We start from the raw sequence: 17,245 nt of genomic DNA, 5'->3' as shown, positions 1-17,245 counted from the left end.
GGGGGCGGGCAGGAAGCCGTGGGCGCGCAGCCCGCTCTCCTGCCGGGCGAGCAGGTCGAGGCGGTCGGCGGACAGGTCGGGGTGGAGGGTGCGGTGGGTGCCGGGCCGGTACGCCCCGGCGACGCCCTCGGCGCCCGCGCCGGTCTCGGCGCCGAGGATGCGGGCGACGTCGCCGGGGTGGCCGGCGGCCCAGTCGGCGGCGCGCAGCAGCACGGCCAGGAACCGGTCGACGAGGTCCGGGTGGTCGTCGAGGAGGCGCTGGTGGACGGTGATGGGCCGCGGCGTGCCGTTGTTGACGCGGTGCGTGCGGTCCGGCAGCTCGTCGAGTTCGACGGCGACCCGGGCGCCGGCGCGGCGGGCCGCCTCGACGGCGAGGGCGCCCTTGACGTAGACCGCGTCGACGTCGCCGCGGCGCAGCGCGGCCAGTTCCGCCGCCCACTGCCCGTCGTGCCCGTCGGCGGGTACGTCGACGCGGCGCACGTCGTCGGGGCCGAGTCCGGCGGAGGCGAGGACGCCGTCGAAGCCGCGCAGCGCCATGGCCCGCCAGAAGTCGATGGCGATGGCGTGCCGGGGCACCGCCACGCGCAGGCCGCGCAGCGCGTCGGCGTCGCGGACGGGGCTGTCGGGCCGGACGAGGACCGCCTGGCGTTCCTCGATCCAGGTCAGCCCGATGAGCCGGGTCTCCTCGCCGCGCGAGCGGGCCCACAGGGCGGGCACGTTGCCGCCCTCGCGGAACAGTCCGGGCAGGGCGTGCGTGTAGTGCGTCTGCCGGTCGACGTCGGGCGCGGCGTCCTGCAGGGAGCGGACCGCGATGCCGTCGGCGGCGAACTCCTCGGCCAGCCAGTGCCGGTCGGCGGCGATGCCGGTGGCCGTGGGCACGGGACAGCGGGTGAACCAGAGGGTGTCAGGGGTGGTGCGGGTGGCGGTGTGCGCGGGCATGGCGGATCCCGGGTGTCAGGAGTGTGCGCGGGCGTGGGCGTGCGTGGGCCGGCGGAGACCGCCGGGCGGGGCACGGGGAGAGGTCGTACGGCGCTGCGCGTCAGGCGCGGCGGCGACAGGAGGTGCTGCTCACGCGGCCGAGGTCGATGTGCCGGCGCAGCGTGAACCCGAGCGTGACCAGGGGGACGGCGGGCGCGGCACGGTCGATGCGACGGCGCATGGCGCGGCTCCCCTCTCTGGCCCGGGCACGGGTGGTGCGGTGACGTGCCGTGGTGCGGTGACGTGCTGGTGGCGGCAGCGTGCCACGGCTGGTGAGGACCCGGCAAGCTGCTTCCCATCATGTGGGAATGAGTGTGAACGCACTGTTGCGGAGCAGGATTTGGCGCCCCTTCCACTGCCGTAATGTGGGAGATCAAGTCGTCGTCCGACCTGGGGGCCGCCGTGACCGACCACCTCGCCGATGCCGCCCGTCCGGCCCGTGCGCCGGCCGGCGCCCAGGCGGTGCGCCGGGCGCTCGACGTGCTGCACTGCTTCCACGACAACGGGCCGGACCTGAGCGCGTCGGACCTGGCGCGGCGTCTGGAGCTGCCGGTGTCCACGGCGCACCGGCTCGCCCGCACCCTGCTGGCCGCCGGTTTCCTGGAGCAGGACTTCCGCACCGCCCGCTACCGGCTCGGCCCTGCGGTCACCGAGCTGGGCCGGCTCTCGTACCACCAGCGGGGTCTGCATCTGGCGGCGCCCGAACTCGCCGATCTGGCCGAACGCACGGGCGCGACGGCCGACTTGGCGCTGCGCAGCGGCCCGTACGCGGTGATCGTGGCGGGCGGCTCGGTCACGCCGAAGGTGGGCCTGCGCCGACCGCTGCACTCGACGGCGCTCGGCAAGGTACTGCTCGCCTGGCCGCGGCCCGGCGACGGCGACCTCGCCGCACTGCCGCCGCTGCACGCCTTCACGGACCGCACGATCGTCGAACGGGAGGTGCTGGAGCGGGAGTTGACGCGGGTCCGGGCGGCCGGGCACGCCCGGAACGACGGCGAGTCCGCGCACGGGGTGCGCACCCTCGCGGTCCCGGTCCTCGACCACGCGGAGCACGCCCGCTTCGCCCTGGCGGTGCGGGCCACGCCGGACCTGATCACGGACGCGCGGGAGTCCTGGTTCCTGGAGCGGGCCCGGGCCTGCGCCCGGGCCCTCGAAGTGCTGCTGCTCCCGCCGGGCGAGCGCAGGGCCCCGGCGTAGCCCGGGTCAGTGGTGCGGCGCGTCGTAGTCCGGGATCGACCCGTCCGCCTTCTTCACCAGGAACAGCCCCGCCATCCCCATGTCCGAGTGACTCTGGACGTGGCAGTGGTACATCCAGGCCCCGGCGCCGACGCCCTCGCCCGCGATGATCTGGAAGCCGAAGGAGTCGGCCGGGCCGCAGATCTTGTTGTCGAGGACCTGACTGGGGTCGTCGGGTCCGGTGAGCATGCCCGTGCGGTTGTCCGCCCAGCGGTGACCGTGCATGTGGAACGTGTGGTAGTACTCGCCGTGCGTGATCATCACGATCTCGACCCGATCGCCCACCGTGGCCTCGAAGTTGGGCGCTTCGTGGGCAGCCTTGTTGTTGATCGTCATGTCGTTGAAGACGATCGTGAACGTCTTGCCGGGGTCGGGCAGGATGTCGCCCTTGCGGCGCACGATCACGGGTCCGTAGAGGCCCTTGCGGATGCCGCCGGTGCCGTGGTCGGTGCCCACCACGTGGTCGTGGTAGTGCCAGTAGCCCGCCGTGCCGGGGCGCCAGGTGCCGTCCTTGCGGCGGCCCGGGGCATGGGTGCGCCAGGTGTAGGTGCGGGTGCCGCCGGGCTCGACGTGGCTGCGGTTCATCCGGGTGCCGTCGCTGGAGATCTCGTAGTCCATGCCGTGGACGTGCAGGCTGGCGTCGGCGTCCGTGAGGTTCTCGAACTCGATGTGCAGCGTGTCGCCCTCGTTGAGCTCGATGAGCGGGCCGGGGACCGACGCCTTGCCCTTCTCGAAGCCGTAGCCGAGCTGCCCGTCCGCGAGCTTCTCCGCGTACATCTTGATCCGCTTGACCTCGCCGCCCGCCGGCGCGGTGCGCGGCGGGGTGTCGGCGCCCAGCGCCGCCGGGGCCGACGCCCCGATGGACAACGATGTCACGCCGGCGGTCGCCGCCACGGCGCCACCGATCAGCATGCGGCGGCTGAGCGCCCGTCTGTCCTGGTCGCTCGCCTTGTCACTCGCCCTGTCACTCGTCTGATCCGGTCCGTCGTGCTCCGTCACGGCCAACTCCCCACCCTCGTACGGGCTTTCACGTCGCGCTGTGCACCGTAGCCAGAGGATCTTCGTTTATCCACACTCAGGACAAAGTTTGTGCCATTGCGGTCCAACCTATTGGCGAGCCATGAAAAGAGGTCTAGCTTCATCCGCGCTGTTGCTGTGTCCGATGAGGGGTGGGTGAACACATGCGGCGGTTACCGCATCAAAAGCCGTTGCCCGTACGAGAGTTCAGAGCGAGCAGGCGCAGACGCGCCCGGGTCTGGGCGGTGGGAGTAGCCACCACCGCCGTGGCCGCCGGGCTGCTCAGCGGTCCGGCCGCCAGCGCGCGACCGGCGCCCGAACCAGGCCTGACAACGATGTCCCTTCCGTCGCCGCCCGGCGGCGCCAACGTGCGGGTCCTGGTGTTCTACGGGTCCGCGGCCGGCGGTGACGAGTCGCCCCTGGTGAACGCGGGCATCGAGGCCATCGAGAAGATCGGTCTTTCGGGGCCCGCCGGTCAGCGGTTCACGATCACCGCGACCGACGACGCGTCCGTCTTCACCAACGCCACCAAGCTGGGCCGGTTCAACTCCGTCGTGTTCCTGACCGGCGGGGGCGACGTCCTCGACCCGGACCAGGAGGCGGGCCTCGAGACGTACATGGAGGCCGGCGGCGGTTTCGTCGGCATCCACGACGCCGCGCGCGCCGAGCCGTACTCGGACTGGTTCACCGGTCTGGTCGGGGCCCGGCCCGCCGCCTCCTCGCCGACCGACGTGCAGCGCGCGACGGTCGAGGTCGGCGACCGGCAGCATCCGGCGACGAAGGACCTGCCGGTGCAGTGGAAGCGCCCCGACCAGTGGCTGAACTGGGTGAAGAACCCGTCCGGCGACGTGCACACGGTCGCGCGGGTGCGGGAGTCGACGTACAAGCCCGGTGACAGCAAGAACGGCGCGGACCACCCGGTGAGCTGGTGCCGTGACTACGACGGCGGCCGGTCCTTCTACACCGGGATGGGCGGCACCGTCGCCTCGTACGACGAGGTCGACTTCCGCGACCACCTGCGCGGCGCCCTGCTGTGGACGTCGCGGATCGTGCGCGCCGACTGCAAGGCCGCGATCAACTCCAACTACAAGGCGGAGCGCCTCACCCAGCCCAACCAGCCCGGGCAGAACGACCAGATCGGCGAGCCGCACGGCCTGGTGACGGCGCCCGACGGCCGGATCTTCTACATCGGGCGCGGCGGCGCGGACTCCTCGCAGCCGGTGATCACCGACTGGAACAACCCCGACATCGGCAAGGGCAAGGGCGAGATCCACGTCTACGACCCGAAGACCAAGAAGGTCACCCAGGCCGGCGCGCTCACCGTCTTCGGCAACAAGGGCGGCGGCGACGAACTGATCAAGGTCGAGGAGGGGCTGCTCGGGATCGAGCTGGACCCGAAGTTCGAGCAGAACGGGTGGGTGTACCTGCACTACACGCCGCACTCGGGGCTCGACCGCGACAAGCAGATGGCCGTGCGACAGGTCTCCCGCTTCACGCTCGACCAGACCACGAACAAGCTGGACATGGCGAGCGAGAAGGTGCTGCTCAAGTGGCCGGTACAGGTGCACAGTTGCTGCCACGCGGGCGGCGGGATGGCCTGGGACTCCAAGGGCAACCTGTACATCGCGACCGGTGACAACAACTCCTCGCAGTTCAGCAACGGCTACTCGGGCAACAACCCGGAGCCGAACTACAAGGGCGTCTCGTTCGCCGACGCGCGCCGCACCGCGGGCAACACGAACAACCTGAACGGCAAGATCCTGCGCATCCACCCGGAGGCCGACGGCACGTACACGCTGCCGGAGGGGAACCTCTTCACCGGGAAGGAGACCGCCGAGGGCGGCGGGAAGACGCGGGGCGAGATCTATGTGATGGGCGTCCGCAACCCGGCGCGCATCTCGGTCGACAAGAAGACCGACACGCTGTACGCGGGCTGGGTCGGTCCGGACGCCGGTGAGCCGTCGACGACGTGGGGTCCGGCGAAGTACGACACGTTCGCCGTCATCACCAAGGCGAGCAACCGCGGCTGGCCGTACTGCATGGGCAACAAGCAGCCCTACCGCGACCGCAACCTGCCGGATCCGACGAAGCCGCTCGGCTGGTACGACTGCGACCACCCGAAGAACGAGTCGCCGAACAACGACGGCCTCGTGAACCTGCCGCCGGTCACCGGCAACAACATCTGGTACTCGCCGCAGGGCGGGGCGCCGGACTATCCGCGCGACGCCAACGGCGTGCCCTCGTACAAGAAGGAGGAGGCGACGTACCTGCTGCCGTGGCTGAAGGGCGGCGGCCAGGCCGCGATGGACGGACCGCTGTACCGGTACGACGCGGCGATCCCGAACGCGGACAAGTGGCCGAGCTACTGGGACGGCAAGTGGTTCGTCGGTGACTTCTACGACTCCGACCAGCCGCGCAACGCGGTCCTCACCGACCCGAAGACGCACGGCGACGGATCGATCCCAATCCACTCCGAGTCGCTCAAGAAGATCGTCCCGATCGGGAACGACGGCATCAAGAACCTGATGGACTGGAAGTTCGGTCCCGACGGTGCGCTGTACGTCCTCGACTACGGGCGCGGCTTCTTCACCTCCGACGCCAAGTCGGCCCTGTGGAAGGTCACTTACACGGGCGGCGAGGCGACCCCGGCGGCCGATCAGCTGGCCAGGAAGGGCTGACCTCATGCGCAGACATCGCATCCACGGCCGACACAGACTCCTGACCGCGCTGCTCGGCGCCCTGCTGATGGTCCTCGGGCTCGGGGCGCTGCCCTCCGCGAGCGCGGCTCCCGCGCCCGTGGCGGCGGCCGACCAGGTGCTCACCTGGACGGCCGGCGACGACATCACGAAGTACGCGTCGGCGCCGGCGACGGCGGTCGCGGGCAAGACCACGATCGTCTTCGAGAACAGCGCGGCGACCGGCAACACGACGGGCATGCCGCACACGTTGACGTTCGACGTGTCGGACCCCGAGTACAACAACGACGTGCCGCTGAACATCCTGGCCAATCCGTTCGACGCGGAGGGCGGCAAGCACTCGGTGGAGGTCACGCTCTCCCCCGGCCGCTACCGCTTCCACTGCTCGATCCCGGGCCACGAGTCGATGCAGGGCATCCTCGTCGTCACCGACGGCGGCACCGACGACACGACGGCCCCGGAGACCTCCGCGAAGGCGGAGGGGCAGACGGACGCCGACGGCGCCTTCATCGGTTCGGCCTCGGTGAGCGTCGCCGCGACCGACGCCGGTTCGGGTGTCGACCGGATCGAGTACGCCCTGGACGGCGGCGCGTACACGCCGTACACGACGCCCGTGGTCGTCGACCAGGTGGGCGCGCACACGGTGAAGTACAAGGCGACCGACAAGGCGGGCAACACGTCCGCCGAGAAGTCGCTGGACTTCACGGTGGTCGCACCGCCGACCGACGACAAGACGCCGCCGGAGACGTCGGCGACGGTCAGCGGCGAGAAGAACGCGGACGGCGCCTACGTCGGCATGGCGACCGTGACGGTCACCGCGTCCGACACCGGTTCCGGCGTCAACGCCATCGAGTACGCGGTCGGTGCCGACGGCGCCTGGCAGCCGTACACCGCCCCGGTGATGGTGCACGACCCGGGCACCTACACGGTGCGCTACCGGGCGAGCGACAAGGCGGGCAACCAGGCCGCCGTGAAGTCCGTCGACTTCACGCTGGTGGCGACGCCGCCGCAGGACACGAACCCGCCGACGGTCTCGCTCACGGTGGGCGGCGACAAGAACTCCGACGGCGCCTACGTCAACAGCGCGAAGCTGACGCTGGCGGCGACGGACGACAAGTCGGGCGTCGACAAGGTCGAGTACTCGCTCGACGGCGGCCCCTATCTCGCGTACACCGCCCCCGTGGTGGTGGACCGGGTGGGCGCGCACTCGGTGGCGTACCGGGCGAGCGACAAGGCCGGGAACACCTCGGCCGCGCAGACCTTCGTGTTCGCGGTCGCCTCGGGCGGCGGGGTTCCCGCGCCCAACTGTGCCGAGTTCGACGAGCGGTTGACGGTCATCGTCGGCACGGTCGACACCGGCATCCCGAACCGGGTCACGAACAACCGGTGCAGGATCAACGAGTTGATCGAGGACGAGAAGGAGTGGACGTCCCAGGCCCTCTTCCTGAAGCACGTGAAGACGGTCACGGACCGGCTCCTCAAGGAAGGCGTCATCGACCAGCGCGAGTACAACAAGATCAACCGCGCCGCCAAGCAGTCCGGGATCGGCAAGCCGGGGCAGACCGACGGCTACCGGAAGATCATGGACGGCACGCAGGAGACGTTCGGCAAGTGGGAGCAGGTCGGCGGCGGGAAGTTCCTGCTGAGCGGCGACGGCGCGATCACCAGCGATCCGACCGTGTCCGGCATGGGCATGCTCTGGCTTCCGACGCGCAAGTACGGCGACTTCTCGCTGAAGCTCCAGTGGCGGGACGACGCGCCGGGCACCGGCAACGCCAACGGCGGTGTGTTCGTGCGCTTCCCGTGGGTCCACGACAACCCCGAGGAGTCGCGTCCGGAGTGGGTCGCCATCAAGTACGGGCACGAGATACAGGTGCTCGACAAGCCTGACGGCGACATGTACAAGACCGGTTCGATCTACGGCTTCGACCGGGTCGGCCTCGCGGGAGCGGGCGTCACCCAGAAGGGCACGTGGAACGACTACGAGGTGAAGGTGGTGGACCAGCACTACTCGATCTACCGCAACGGCGTGCTGATCAACGAGTTCGACAACACCGGAGGCCAGGTCTTCGAGCCGCCGCGCGGCGACGACCCGGGCACGGACGGCCGGCGGTACGCCTCCGGCTACATCGGGCTCCAGGTGCACAGCACGACGGACGTCATCTCCTACCGGGACATCCGGGTGAAGGAGCTGTAGGTCCCGCTGCACGCAGGTGGGTCGAGCCGGGTCAGTCCTCGTGTCTGGCCCGGCTCGGCTGTACCCGCTTGGGCTCGCCCGGCATCTTCGGGTACTCGGGCGGGTACGGCAGATCGCCGAGGCCGCGGTCCTTCTCGTCCCGGTCGGCGAGTTCGAGGAGTGCGTCCAGGGAGTGCCGCTCCTTGTCCATGTCCGCGTGCACGTCGCCGAGTTCGGCGTACCGCTTCGGCATGGTGGCGATGTCGAAGTCGCGGGGCAGCGCGTCGCCGAGCTCGTCCCAGGTGAGCGGGGCGGAGACCGGGGCGTGGGGGCGGGCGCGGACGGAGTAGGCGGAGGCGATGGTGCGGTCGCGGGCCGTCTGGTTGAAGTCGACGAAGATCCGCTCGCCGCGCTCCTCCTTCCACCAGGCGGTCGTGACGAACTCCGGCATCCTGCGCTCCAGTTCGCGGCCGCAGGCGATGGCGGCGCGCCGGACCTCGACGAAGGTCCAGCGCGGTTCGATGGGCACGAAGACGTGCAGGCCGCGCCCGCCGGACGTCTTGGGCCAGCCGCGCAGACCGCCGAAGTCGTGGAGTACGGACCGGAGTTCGCGGGCGGCGTGCACGGCGTCGGCGTAGTCGGTGCCGGGCTGCGGGTCGAGGTCGATGCGGAGCTCGTCGGGGTGATCGGGGTCGGCGCGGCGCACCGGCCAGGGGTGGAAGGTGAGCGTGCCGTACTGGGCGGCCCAGATCACGGCGGCGATCTCGGTGGGGCACATCTCGTCGGCGGTGCGGCCCGAGGGGAAGGTGATGGTGGCGGTGGGGATCCAGTCGGGCAGGTTCTTGGGGGCGCGCTTCTGGTAGAAGGACTCGCCGGTCACGCCGTCGGGGTAGCGCTCCAGGGTCGTCGGCCGGTCCCGCAGGGCGCGCACGATGCCGTCGCCCACCGCGAGGAAGTAGTTCGCGAGGTCGAGTTTCGTGTAGGTCGTCGTCCCGCCGTCGGGGAAGAACACCTTGTCGGGGCTGGACAGACGCACCGTCCGTCCGCCCGCCTCCAGCTCCACTGCCGCACCCTTGCTGCCCATGCGCCCACGCTAGGCCGAAGGGACGTATCACGCATACCGGGCGATGAGTGTCGATAGAGGTCAGAATCGGTGCATGGATCTTCCCGTCATGCCACCGGTCCGCCCGATGCTCGCCAAGTCCGCCGCCCGCATCCCGGCCGGGATGCACTACGAGGCGAAGTGGGACGGATTCCGGGCGATCGTGTTCCGCGACGGGACCGAACTCGACCTCACCAGCCGCTCCACCAAGCCGCTGACCAGGTACTTTCCCGAGCTGGTCACGGCTCTCGCGGAGCGGCTGCCCGAGCGCTGCGTCCTCGACGGCGAGATCGTGATCGCGCGGGACGGGCGTCTCGACTTCGACGCGCTGACCGAGCGGATCCATCCGGCCGATTCCCGGGTCCGCACGCTGGCGGAGCGCACGCCCGCGTCGTTCGTGGCCTTCGACGTCCTCGCGCTGGGCGACGAGTCCCTGGTCGACGCGCCCCTGACCGAGCGCAGGGGCCGCCTGGAGGAGATCCTCGCGGGCGCCACCGCCCCGCTGCACCTGGCACCGGCCACCACGGACGCGGAGCTGGCGCAGCGCTGGTTCGAGCAGTACGAGGGGGCGGGCCTGGACGGCGTCGTGGCCAAGCCGCTCGATCTGCGGTACCGGCAGAACGAGCGCCTGATGATCAAGATCAAGCACGAGCGGACCGCGGACTGCGTGGTCGCCGGGTACCGCTTCCACAAGAGCGGCCCCGTCGTCGGCTCGCTGCTGCTCGGCCTGCACGACGACACGGGCACGCTGCAGCACGTCGGCGTCTGCGCCGCCTTCACGACGAAGCGGCGCGCGGAGCTGATCACCGAGCTGGAGCCGCTGCGCATGGAGTCCGCCGAGGGCCACCCGTGGGCGGCCTGGACCGAGGAGGCCGCCCACGAGAAGTCCCGGCTGCCGGGGGCGACCAGCCGGTGGACCGGCAAGAAGGACCTGTCGTGGGTGGCGCTGCGCCCGGAGCTGGTGGCCGAGGTGGCGTACGAGCACATGGAGAACGGGGCCCGGTTCCGGCACACGGCGCGTTTCCGGCGCTGGCGCCCCGACCGGACGCCGGAGAGCTGTACGTACGCGCAGCTGGACGAGCCCATGAAGTTCGACCTGGCGGACGTGCTGCGCTGACGCGGTGCGGGGGTGAACACGGTCGCCCGCTGGGTATGCAGTCGCCGTGGACGGGATACGCAGGCGTGCGTTCGTGGTCGGTGGGCTCGCGATGCTGGGAGCGGGGTGCGAGCCGCGCGACGGGAACGGGCCGGTGACCCCGTCCGGGCGCCGCACGGCCCTGCTCGCCGTGAAGATCGACAACGTGGGTGCGGCCCGGCCGCAGACCGGGCTCGACGCGGCGGACATCGTCTACGCGGAGCAGGTGGAGGGCGGGCTCAGCCGCCTCATGGCGGTCTTCGGGTCCCGCGTCCCGGCGGTGGTGGGGCCGGTGCGCAGCGCGCGGGAGACGGATCTGGAGCTGCTGCGCCAGTTCGACCGTCCGACGCTTGCGTACTCGGGGGCGCAGGGCAGGCTGCGGCCGCTGATCGAGGCGGCTCCGCTGCGGGCGGTGCCGCCGGGCGCGGCGGACGGCGCGTACTTCCGGGGCGGCGGCAAGCCCGCGCCGCACAACCTGTACCTGCGGCCGGCCAGGCTCGGCGGTGTGGCCGCAGGGGAGGACGCGGGCGCGGCGGCCGGGTTCCGGTTCTCCTCGGCGGTCCCGCGTGGCGGGCGGGCCGAGACGGCGAGGACGGTGCGCTTCCCCGCGGCCCGGTTCTCCTTCGACTGGTCGGCGGGGCAGCGCCGTTGGCTCGTGGGCATGGACGGGCGACAGGCCCTGACGGCGGAGGGGAGGCGGCTGACCGCGGCGACGGTCGTCGTGCAGTACGTCGACGTCCGGCCGTCCCGCTTCCACGACCGGCTCGGCAGCACATCACCGCTGTCCCGGACCGTCGGCTCGGGGCGGGCCGTGGTGCTGCGGGACGGGCGGGCCTACGAGACGCGGTGGACGCGGCCGGGCGCGGGTTCGGGCACGACGTTCAGGGCGGCGGACGGCGGGGAGGCGGTGGCGTTCGCGCCGGGGCCGGTGTGGGTGGTCTTCGCGAAGAAGGAGCAGAGTCAGAAGGAGTAGGCAGAAGGAGCCGAAGGAGCCGAAGGAGCAGGCGACCCGGTCAGCCGCGGCTCGCGGCCACCGGCTCCTGCGGGTTGCGGAGCCCCTCGGCCGCGTCGGCGACCCGCTGGATCAGGTCGAAGAACACCGTCTGCTCGTCCGCGCTCAGCGGGCCCAGGAAGATCTGGTTCATCCGGGCCGTGCGCACGGTCAGCTTCTTGTGCGTGCGCAGTCCCTCCGCCGTCAGCCGCAGCAGCCAGCGGCGGCCGTCCTGCGGGTCCCTGACCTTGTCGACCAGTTCGCGCCTGGTCAGCCGGCTGATCACCTCGGCGATCGTGGAACGGTCCAGACCGACCCGCTCGCCGACGGTGCGCTGGTCGAGGCCCGGCTCGGCCACCAGCGCGTTCAGGACCGCGAACTGCGGGGACGTGATCTCCTCCGAGACCATCGTGTTCCACAGCAGGTAGTGCGCCTGCTGGAGCCGCCGGGCGAGATGCCCGGGATGGGTGGTCAGATCCACCGCGGCCATCGTGGCCCTCCCTGCGTTTGTGCCGGTGTGCTGAGCAATCGTAGACCCTTGACGGTTCACATACCCAGTGGCAACGTGAGGCCAGTTGAGGAAATGCTCAGTGCGCTGAGCAATTCTTGGTGGTTCTAGAGACGGGTCTTGGACACATGGACAAGGTGGTCGCCACGGCGGCACGGGCCGTCGCCGACGTGGGGGACGGCGCGTCCCTGGCGGTCGGCGGATTCGGCCTCAGCGGCGTGCCGAACGTACTGATCAGGGCACTGTACGAGCAGGGCACCGGCGGCCTCTCCGTGGTGTCGAACAACTGCGGCGCCATGGAGTCCGGCCTCGCGGTCCTGCTGGCGGCAGGCCGCATCGCCCGGGTCACCGGCTCGTACATCGGCGCGAACAAGGAGTTCGCCCGGCAGTACCTGGCCGGGGAGATCGAGGTCGAGATGATCCCGCAGGGCACCCTCGCGGAGCGGCTGCGCGCGGGCGGCGCCGGCATCCCCGCCTTCTACACCCCGGCCGGTGTCGGCACCCAGGTCGCGGACGGCGGACTGCCGTGGCGCTACGACGGCTCGGGCGGCGTCGCGAAGGCCTCGCCGCCCAAGGAGGTCCGGGCGTTCGACGGGGTCGAGTACGTCCTGGAGCACGGCATCCGCACGGACTTCGCCCTCGTCCGGGCCGCGAAGGGCGACCGGCACGGGAACCTGGTGTTCAACAAGTCGTCCCGGAACTTCAACCCCCTTGCCGCCACGGCCGGAAAGGTCACGATCGCCGAGGTGGAGGAGCTGGTGGAGCCCGGCGAGATCGAGCCGGACGCGGTGCACCTGCCGGGGATCTTCGTGCAGCGGGTGGTCGCCCTCACTCCGGAGCAGGCCGCCGACAAGGGCATCGAGAAGCGAACGGTGAGTGAGTGACGATGGCGTGGACGCGGGAGCAGATGGCGGCGCGCGCGGCGCGTGAGCTGCGCGACGGACAGTACGTGAACCTGGGCATCGGCCTGCCCACCCTCATCCCCAACCACCTGCCGAGCGGCGTGGAGGTGATCCTGGAGTCCGAGAACGGAATCCTGGGCACCGGCCCCTACCCGGCGCAGGACGCGGTCGACCCGGACCTGATCAACGCGGGCAAGGAGACGGTGACCGTCCTGCCCGGCGCCTCGTTCTTCGACTCGGCGCTCTCCTTCGGGATGATCCGCGGCGGCCACATCGACGTCGCCGTGCTCGGCGCCATGCAGGTGTCCGCGGCGGGCGACCTCGCGAACTGGGCCGTTCCCGGCAAGATGATCACCGGGATCGGCGGGGCGATGGACCTGGTGCACGGCGCGCGCACGGTGATCGTCACGATGACGCACACCGCGAAGGACGGCTCGCCGAAGCTGGTCGAGGAGTGCTCGCTGCCGCTGACCGGCAAGGGCTGCGTGGACCGGATCATCACCGACCTCGCCGTCCTCGACGTCACGGAACAGGGCCTGGAGCTGGTCGAGTTGGCGCCGGACGTCGATGTGGCGGAGGTCGTCGCGAAGACCGCGGCGCCGGTCCTGGTCCGGGACGGTGTGCGGTGAAGGACGTCTACGTCGTCGACGCGGTCCGCACCCCGGTCGGCCGGTACAACGGCGCGCTGGCCGCCGTCCGCCCGGACGACCTGGCCGCGCACGCCATCCGTGAACTGATCGCCCGTACGCCCGAGTTGGATCCGGCCCGGATCGACGACGTCTACTACGGGAACGCGAACGGCGCGGGCGAGGAGAACCGCAACGTGGCCCGGATGGCCGGGCTGCTCGCCGGTCTGCCGACCTCCGTGCCCGGCGTGACCGTGAACCGGCTGTGCGCCTCGGGCCTGGAGGCCGTCGTCCAGGCGGCCCGCGCCATCGCGGTCGGCGACGCGTCGATCGCGGTCGCGGGCGGCGTCGAGTCGATGACCCGCGCCCCCTACGTGCTGCCCAAGAACGACCGGCCCTTCCCGGCGGCGCACACCGAGCTGTACTCCACCACGCTGGGCTGGCGCATGGTCAACCCGCGGATGGAGCCGCAGTGGACGGTGCCGCTGGGCGAGTCGGCCGAACTCATCGCCGACAGGCACGGCATCACCCGCGAGCAGCAGGACGCGTTCGCCCTCGCCAGTCACCACAAGGCGGCCGCGGCGCAGCGCGACGGGCTGTTCGACGCGGAGATCGCGCCGGTGACGATCCCGCAGCGCAAGGGCGACCCGGTCGTCGTCGCCACCGACGAGTGCGTGCGCCCGACCGCGTCCCTGGAGGCGATGGCGAAGCTCAAGCCGTCCTTCCGCACGGACGGCGGCACGGTCACCGCGGGCAACGCCTCGCCGCTCAACGACGGCGCCGCCGCGCTGCTCCTGGTCGACGAGGCGGGCCTCGCGGCCACCGGGCGGGAGCCGCTCGCCCGGATCTCCGCGTCCGGTGTCGCCGCGCTCGACCCGCACTACTTCGGACTGGCGCCGGTGGACGCCGTGCACCGGGCACTCGCCAAGGCGGGGAAGGGATTCGACGATCTGTCGACCCTGGAGCTGAACGAGGCGTTCGCCGCGCAGGTCCTCGGCTGCGTCGCCGAGTGGCCCGGTCTCGACCCGGCGGTCCTCAACCCGCAGGGCGGCGCCATCGCGCTGGGCCATCCGCTCGGCGCGTCCGGCGCCCGGCTCGCCGGCACCGTCGCCCACCAGCTCGCCCGCAAGGGTTCGGGGGTCGGCGTCGCCACCCTCTGCATCGGCGTCGGCCAGGGCCTCGCCCTCGTCCTGGAACGTTAGCCAGAAAGGTCAGGGACTCCCATGACGCTCACCCAGCACGACATGGACACGGAGATCGCGGCCGAGCGCGCCGCGTACGAGAAGCGGGTCGCCGACGGCGCGCCGGTCGAGCACCATCCGCGCCGCGACTACGCCCCCTACCGGTCCTCCACGCTGCGCCATCCCCTCCAGCCGCCGGTCGCCATCGACGTCAGCAAGGACCCGGAGCTGGTCGAGCTCGGTTCGCCCGCGTTCGGCGAGCGCGACATCACCGAGATCGACAACGACCTCACCCGGCAGCACACCGGCGAACCGATCGGCGAGCGGATCACCGTCTCGGGCCGCCTCCTCGACCGGCAGGGCCGCCCGGTGCGCGGCCAGCTGGTGGAGATCTGGCAGGCCAACTCGGCGGGCCGCTATGCCCATCAGCGCGAGCAGCACGACGCGCCGCTCGACCCCAACTTCACCGGTGTGGGGCGGATGCTGACGGACGATCAGGGCCGCTATCACTTCACCACGATCCAGCCAGGACCGTACCCGTGGCGCAACCACGTGAACGCCTGGCGGCCCGCGCACATCCACTTCTCGATGTTCGGTTCGGCGTTCACGCAGCGGCTCGTGACGCAGATGTACTTCCCGAGCGACCCGCTGTTCCCGTACGACCCGATCATCCAGTCGGTGACGGACGACGCGGCGCGGGCCCGGCTGGTCGCGACGTACGACCACGGCCTGTCCGTGCCGGAGTTCTCCATGGGCTACCACTGGGACATCGTGCTGGACGGCCCGCAGGCCACCTGGATCGAAGAAGGGCGCTGAGCGACCACCATGACGAAGACCGACACGACCGATCCGGCGAACGTGCTGCCCACGCCGTCGCACACGGTGGGCCCGTTCTACGGCTACGCGCTGCCGTTCCCCGGGGGCGCGGACATCGCGCCCGCCGGCGCCGCGCACCAGGTCGTCGTGCGCGGCTACGTGTACGACGGCGCGGGCACGCCGCTGCCCGACGCGTTCCTGGAGATCTGGGGCCCCGACACCGAGGGCGAGCTGCCGCGGGTCGACGGCTCGATCCGGCGCGACCCGGCCACCGGCGGCTATCTGGGCCGCAACGGCGTGGAGTTCACCGGCTGGGGCCGCAGCCAGACCGATGCAGACGGCCACTGGTACGTGCGGACGCTGGCGCCGGGCGCACGCGGGGCCAACGCGCCCTATCTGAGCGTGTGCGTGTTCGCCCGCGGGCTGCTCGTCCACCTGTTCACCCGGATCTACTTCGAGGGCGACCCGGCGCTCGCCGCCGACCCGCTGCTCTCGCGGCTCGCTCCGGAGCGCCGCGACACGCTGATCGCCAAGCCGCAGGGCGACGGGACGTACCGTTTCGACATCCGCCTTCAGGGCGAGGGCGAGACGGTCTTCCTGGAGTTCACGTGACCCTGTTCGACCCCGGCACCGAGGACGCGCCGACCGAGGCCACCACGTCCGACACGGCGTTCCTGCAGGCCCTGCTGGACGCGGAGGCGGGGCTCACGCGCGCGCAGTGCGCGCTCGGCCTCGCCCCCGCCGCGGCCGCGGACGCCGTGACGGCGGCGGCCGTCGCCGCGTCCTTCGACGTCCGGGACCTGGCGCGACGGGCCCGCGCCGGGGGCAACCCGGTGATCCCGCTCGCCGCCGACCTCACGGCCGCGGTGCCCGCGGAGCACGGGCCGTACGTGCACCGGGGCGCGACGAGCCAGGACGTCCTCGACTCGGCACTGATGCTGGTCGCGGCGCGGACCCTGGACGCCGTACTGACCGAACTCGGGCGCATCGAGACGGAGTTGGCCGCCCTCGCCGCCGCCCACCGGGACACGGTGATGCCGGGCCGTACGCTCACGCAGCACGCGGTGCCCACGACGTTCGGCCTGAAGGCGGCCGGGTGGCGCTCCCTGGTTCTGGACGCCCGCGACCGCATGCGCACGGTCCGGGACGGACTTCCGGTCCAACTGGGCGGCGCCGCGGGCACCCTGGCCGCCTTCGAGGCGTACGGGGCGAGCGACCCGCTGCCCCTGGTGACGGAGTTCGCCCGTGAACTCAACCTCAGGGAACCGGAGTTGCCGTGGCATGTGCTGCGCACGCCGGTGGCGGACCTCGCCGGCATGCTCGCGTTCACCGCGGGCGCGCTCGGCAAGGTGGCCGTCGACGTCCTGACGCTCTCCCGGACCGAGATCGGGGAACTGGCGGAGGGCACGGGCGGCGGTTCGTCCGCCATGCCGCACAAGGCCAACCCGGTACGGGCCACGCTCGTCGCCGCGGCGGCCCGCCGCGCCCCGGGTCTCGCCGCGACGCTGTACGGATCGACGGCCGCCGAGGACGAGCGCCCGGCCGGGGCGTGGCACGCCGAATGGGCCACGCTCCAAGAACTGTTGCGGGTGGTCGGCGGGGCGGCGCGGGACGTCGCCGAGCTGGTGCCCGCTCTGCTGGTGCGCGGCGACGTGATGCGCGAGCACCTCGGCCTCACGGGCGGGGCGATCGTCTCGGAGCGGCTGTCGGCGGAGCTGGCCGGGCTGCTCGGCCGGGGCCGGGCGAAGGCGCTGCTCGCCGCGGCGGCCGGGCGGGCCCGGGCGGAAGGGCGGCCGCTGGGCGCGGTGCTCGCCGAGGAACCGGATCTGGCGGGCGTCGACGTGGCCGCACTGATGGATCCGGCGCGTTACGTCGGGGCGG

The 17,245-nt window shown here is 71.8% G+C and carries 15 protein-coding genes; 11 read left to right on the top strand and 4 right to left on the bottom strand.

What is annotated here, in order from left to right; translation table 11 throughout:
• Nucleotides 1-939: ABC transporter substrate-binding protein (locus tag M4J07_RS39035; RefSeq protein ID WP_255980309.1), on the bottom strand; the 939-nt coding region annotated here is incomplete at its 3' end.
• A gap of 501 nt (nucleotides 940-1,440) precedes the next feature.
• Here M4J07_RS39035 and M4J07_RS39030 point away from each other — a divergent pair.
• Entirely contained in the window at nucleotides 1,441-2,175 is a 735-nt protein-coding gene (locus tag M4J07_RS39030; protein ID WP_255980313.1) for an IclR family transcriptional regulator, read from the top strand.
• Between the two features lie 6 nt (nucleotides 2,176-2,181).
• On the opposite strand, the gene M4J07_RS39025 is transcribed toward M4J07_RS39030, so the two are convergent.
• A complete protein-coding gene (locus M4J07_RS39025) occupies nucleotides 2,182-3,126 on the bottom strand; it encodes a multicopper oxidase domain-containing protein (protein ID WP_255980311.1) in 945 nt (314 codons plus the stop codon).
• Nucleotides 3,127-3,395: 269 nt separating this feature from the next.
• On the opposite strand from M4J07_RS39025, the gene M4J07_RS39020 reads away from it, so the two are divergent.
• Both M4J07_RS39020 and M4J07_RS39015 read left to right on the top strand, forming a co-directional pair.
• Entirely contained in the window at nucleotides 3,396-5,909 is a 2,514-nt protein-coding gene (locus M4J07_RS39020; protein WP_255980307.1) for a ThuA domain-containing protein, read from the top strand.
• A 4-nt stretch (nucleotides 5,910-5,913) separates the two neighbouring features.
• Nucleotides 5,914-8,124 (top strand): OmpL47-type beta-barrel domain-containing protein, encoded by a 2,211-nt coding sequence (locus tag M4J07_RS39015; RefSeq protein ID WP_255980305.1) that lies wholly within the window; start codon nucleotides 5,914-5,916, stop codon nucleotides 8,122-8,124.
• A 31-nt stretch (nucleotides 8,125-8,155) separates the two neighbouring features.
• Here M4J07_RS39015 and ligD read toward each other — a convergent pair whose 3' ends face one another.
• Entirely contained in the window at nucleotides 8,156-9,187 is a 1,032-nt protein-coding gene (gene ligD / locus M4J07_RS39010) for a non-homologous end-joining DNA ligase (protein ID WP_255980303.1), read from the bottom strand.
• A gap of 73 nt (nucleotides 9,188-9,260) precedes the next feature.
• On the opposite strand from ligD, the gene M4J07_RS39005 reads away from it, so the two are divergent.
• Both M4J07_RS39005 and M4J07_RS39000 read left to right on the top strand, forming a co-directional pair.
• On the top strand, nucleotides 9,261-10,322 hold the full coding sequence (locus M4J07_RS39005; protein WP_255980301.1) for an ATP-dependent DNA ligase: 1,062 nt from the start codon (nucleotides 9,261-9,263) through the stop codon (nucleotides 10,320-10,322).
• 91 nt (nucleotides 10,323-10,413) lie between these two features.
• Nucleotides 10,414-11,313, top strand: a complete 900-nt coding sequence (locus M4J07_RS39000) for a DUF3048 domain-containing protein (protein ID WP_305128759.1) — start codon at nucleotides 10,414-10,416, stop codon at nucleotides 11,311-11,313.
• Nucleotides 11,314-11,353: 40 nt separating this feature from the next.
• On the opposite strand, the gene M4J07_RS38995 is transcribed toward M4J07_RS39000, so the two are convergent.
• Entirely contained in the window at nucleotides 11,354-11,821 is a 468-nt protein-coding gene (locus M4J07_RS38995; protein ID WP_255980297.1) for a MarR family winged helix-turn-helix transcriptional regulator, read from the bottom strand.
• Nucleotides 11,822-11,967: 146 nt separating this feature from the next.
• Between M4J07_RS38995 and M4J07_RS38990 the strand changes: the two genes are divergently transcribed.
• From M4J07_RS38990 to pcaB, 6 genes are all read left to right on the top strand, one after another.
• On the top strand, nucleotides 11,968-12,723 hold the full coding sequence (locus M4J07_RS38990; protein ID WP_255980295.1) for a CoA transferase subunit A: 756 nt from the start codon (nucleotides 11,968-11,970) through the stop codon (nucleotides 12,721-12,723).
• A 2-nt stretch (nucleotides 12,724-12,725) separates the two neighbouring features.
• The gene (locus tag M4J07_RS38985; RefSeq protein WP_255980293.1) at nucleotides 12,726-13,370 is read left to right on the top strand and encodes a CoA transferase subunit B; all 645 of its coding nucleotides are present in this window, start codon (nucleotides 12,726-12,728) and stop codon (nucleotides 13,368-13,370) included.
• Nucleotides 13,367-14,569 (top strand): thiolase family protein, encoded by a 1,203-nt coding sequence (locus tag M4J07_RS38980; protein WP_255980291.1) that lies wholly within the window; start codon nucleotides 13,367-13,369, stop codon nucleotides 14,567-14,569. The genes M4J07_RS38985 and M4J07_RS38980 overlap by 4 nt, the downstream gene beginning before the upstream one ends.
• Before the next feature lie 21 nt (nucleotides 14,570-14,590).
• Entirely contained in the window at nucleotides 14,591-15,364 is a 774-nt protein-coding gene (gene pcaH, locus M4J07_RS38975; protein WP_255980289.1) for a protocatechuate 3,4-dioxygenase subunit beta, read from the top strand.
• Nucleotides 15,365-15,373: 9 nt separating this feature from the next.
• The gene (gene pcaG / locus M4J07_RS38970) at nucleotides 15,374-15,976 is read left to right on the top strand and encodes a protocatechuate 3,4-dioxygenase subunit alpha (protein WP_255980287.1); all 603 of its coding nucleotides are present in this window, start codon (nucleotides 15,374-15,376) and stop codon (nucleotides 15,974-15,976) included.
• A partial coding sequence (gene pcaB / locus M4J07_RS38965) for a 3-carboxy-cis,cis-muconate cycloisomerase (RefSeq protein ID WP_255980285.1) occupies nucleotides 15,973-17,245 on the top strand: 1,273 nt, incomplete at its 3' end. The genes pcaG and pcaB, both read left to right, overlap by 4 nt.

Origin of the sequence: Streptomyces longispororuber, from assembly GCF_024448165.1 — a bacterium.
GTDB classification, from domain to species: Bacteria; Actinomycetota; Actinomycetes; order Streptomycetales; family Streptomycetaceae; genus Streptomyces; species Streptomyces longispororuber_A.
The sequence above is the reverse complement of the archived record's forward strand: the minus strand, read 5'-3'. Positions and strand labels throughout refer to the sequence as shown.

Coding starts and splice junctions, on each gene's coding strand:
- M4J07_RS39020 (WP_255980307.1), top strand. CDS start 3,396: ATGCGGCGGTTACCGCATCAAAAGCCGTTGCCCGTACGAGAGTTCAGA.
- ligD (WP_255980303.1), bottom strand. CDS start 9,187: ATGGGCAGCAAGGGTGCGGCAGTGGAGCTGGAGGCGGGCGGACGGACG.
- M4J07_RS39025 (WP_255980311.1), bottom strand. CDS start 3,126: ATGCTGATCGGTGGCGCCGTGGCGGCGACCGCCGGCGTGACATCGTTG.
- M4J07_RS39005 (WP_255980301.1), top strand. CDS start 9,261: ATGGATCTTCCCGTCATGCCACCGGTCCGCCCGATGCTCGCCAAGTCC.
- M4J07_RS39000 (WP_305128759.1), top strand. CDS start 10,414: ATGCTGGGAGCGGGGTGCGAGCCGCGCGACGGGAACGGGCCGGTGACC.
- M4J07_RS38990 (WP_255980295.1), top strand. CDS start 11,968: ATGGACAAGGTGGTCGCCACGGCGGCACGGGCCGTCGCCGACGTGGGG.
- pcaG (WP_255980287.1), top strand. CDS start 15,374: ATGACGAAGACCGACACGACCGATCCGGCGAACGTGCTGCCCACGCCG.
- M4J07_RS38995 (WP_255980297.1), bottom strand. CDS start 11,821: ATGGCCGCGGTGGATCTGACCACCCATCCCGGGCATCTCGCCCGGCGG.
- pcaH (WP_255980289.1), top strand. CDS start 14,591: ATGACGCTCACCCAGCACGACATGGACACGGAGATCGCGGCCGAGCGC.
- M4J07_RS38985 (WP_255980293.1), top strand. CDS start 12,726: ATGGCGTGGACGCGGGAGCAGATGGCGGCGCGCGCGGCGCGTGAGCTG.
- M4J07_RS39015 (WP_255980305.1), top strand. CDS start 5,914: ATGCGCAGACATCGCATCCACGGCCGACACAGACTCCTGACCGCGCTG.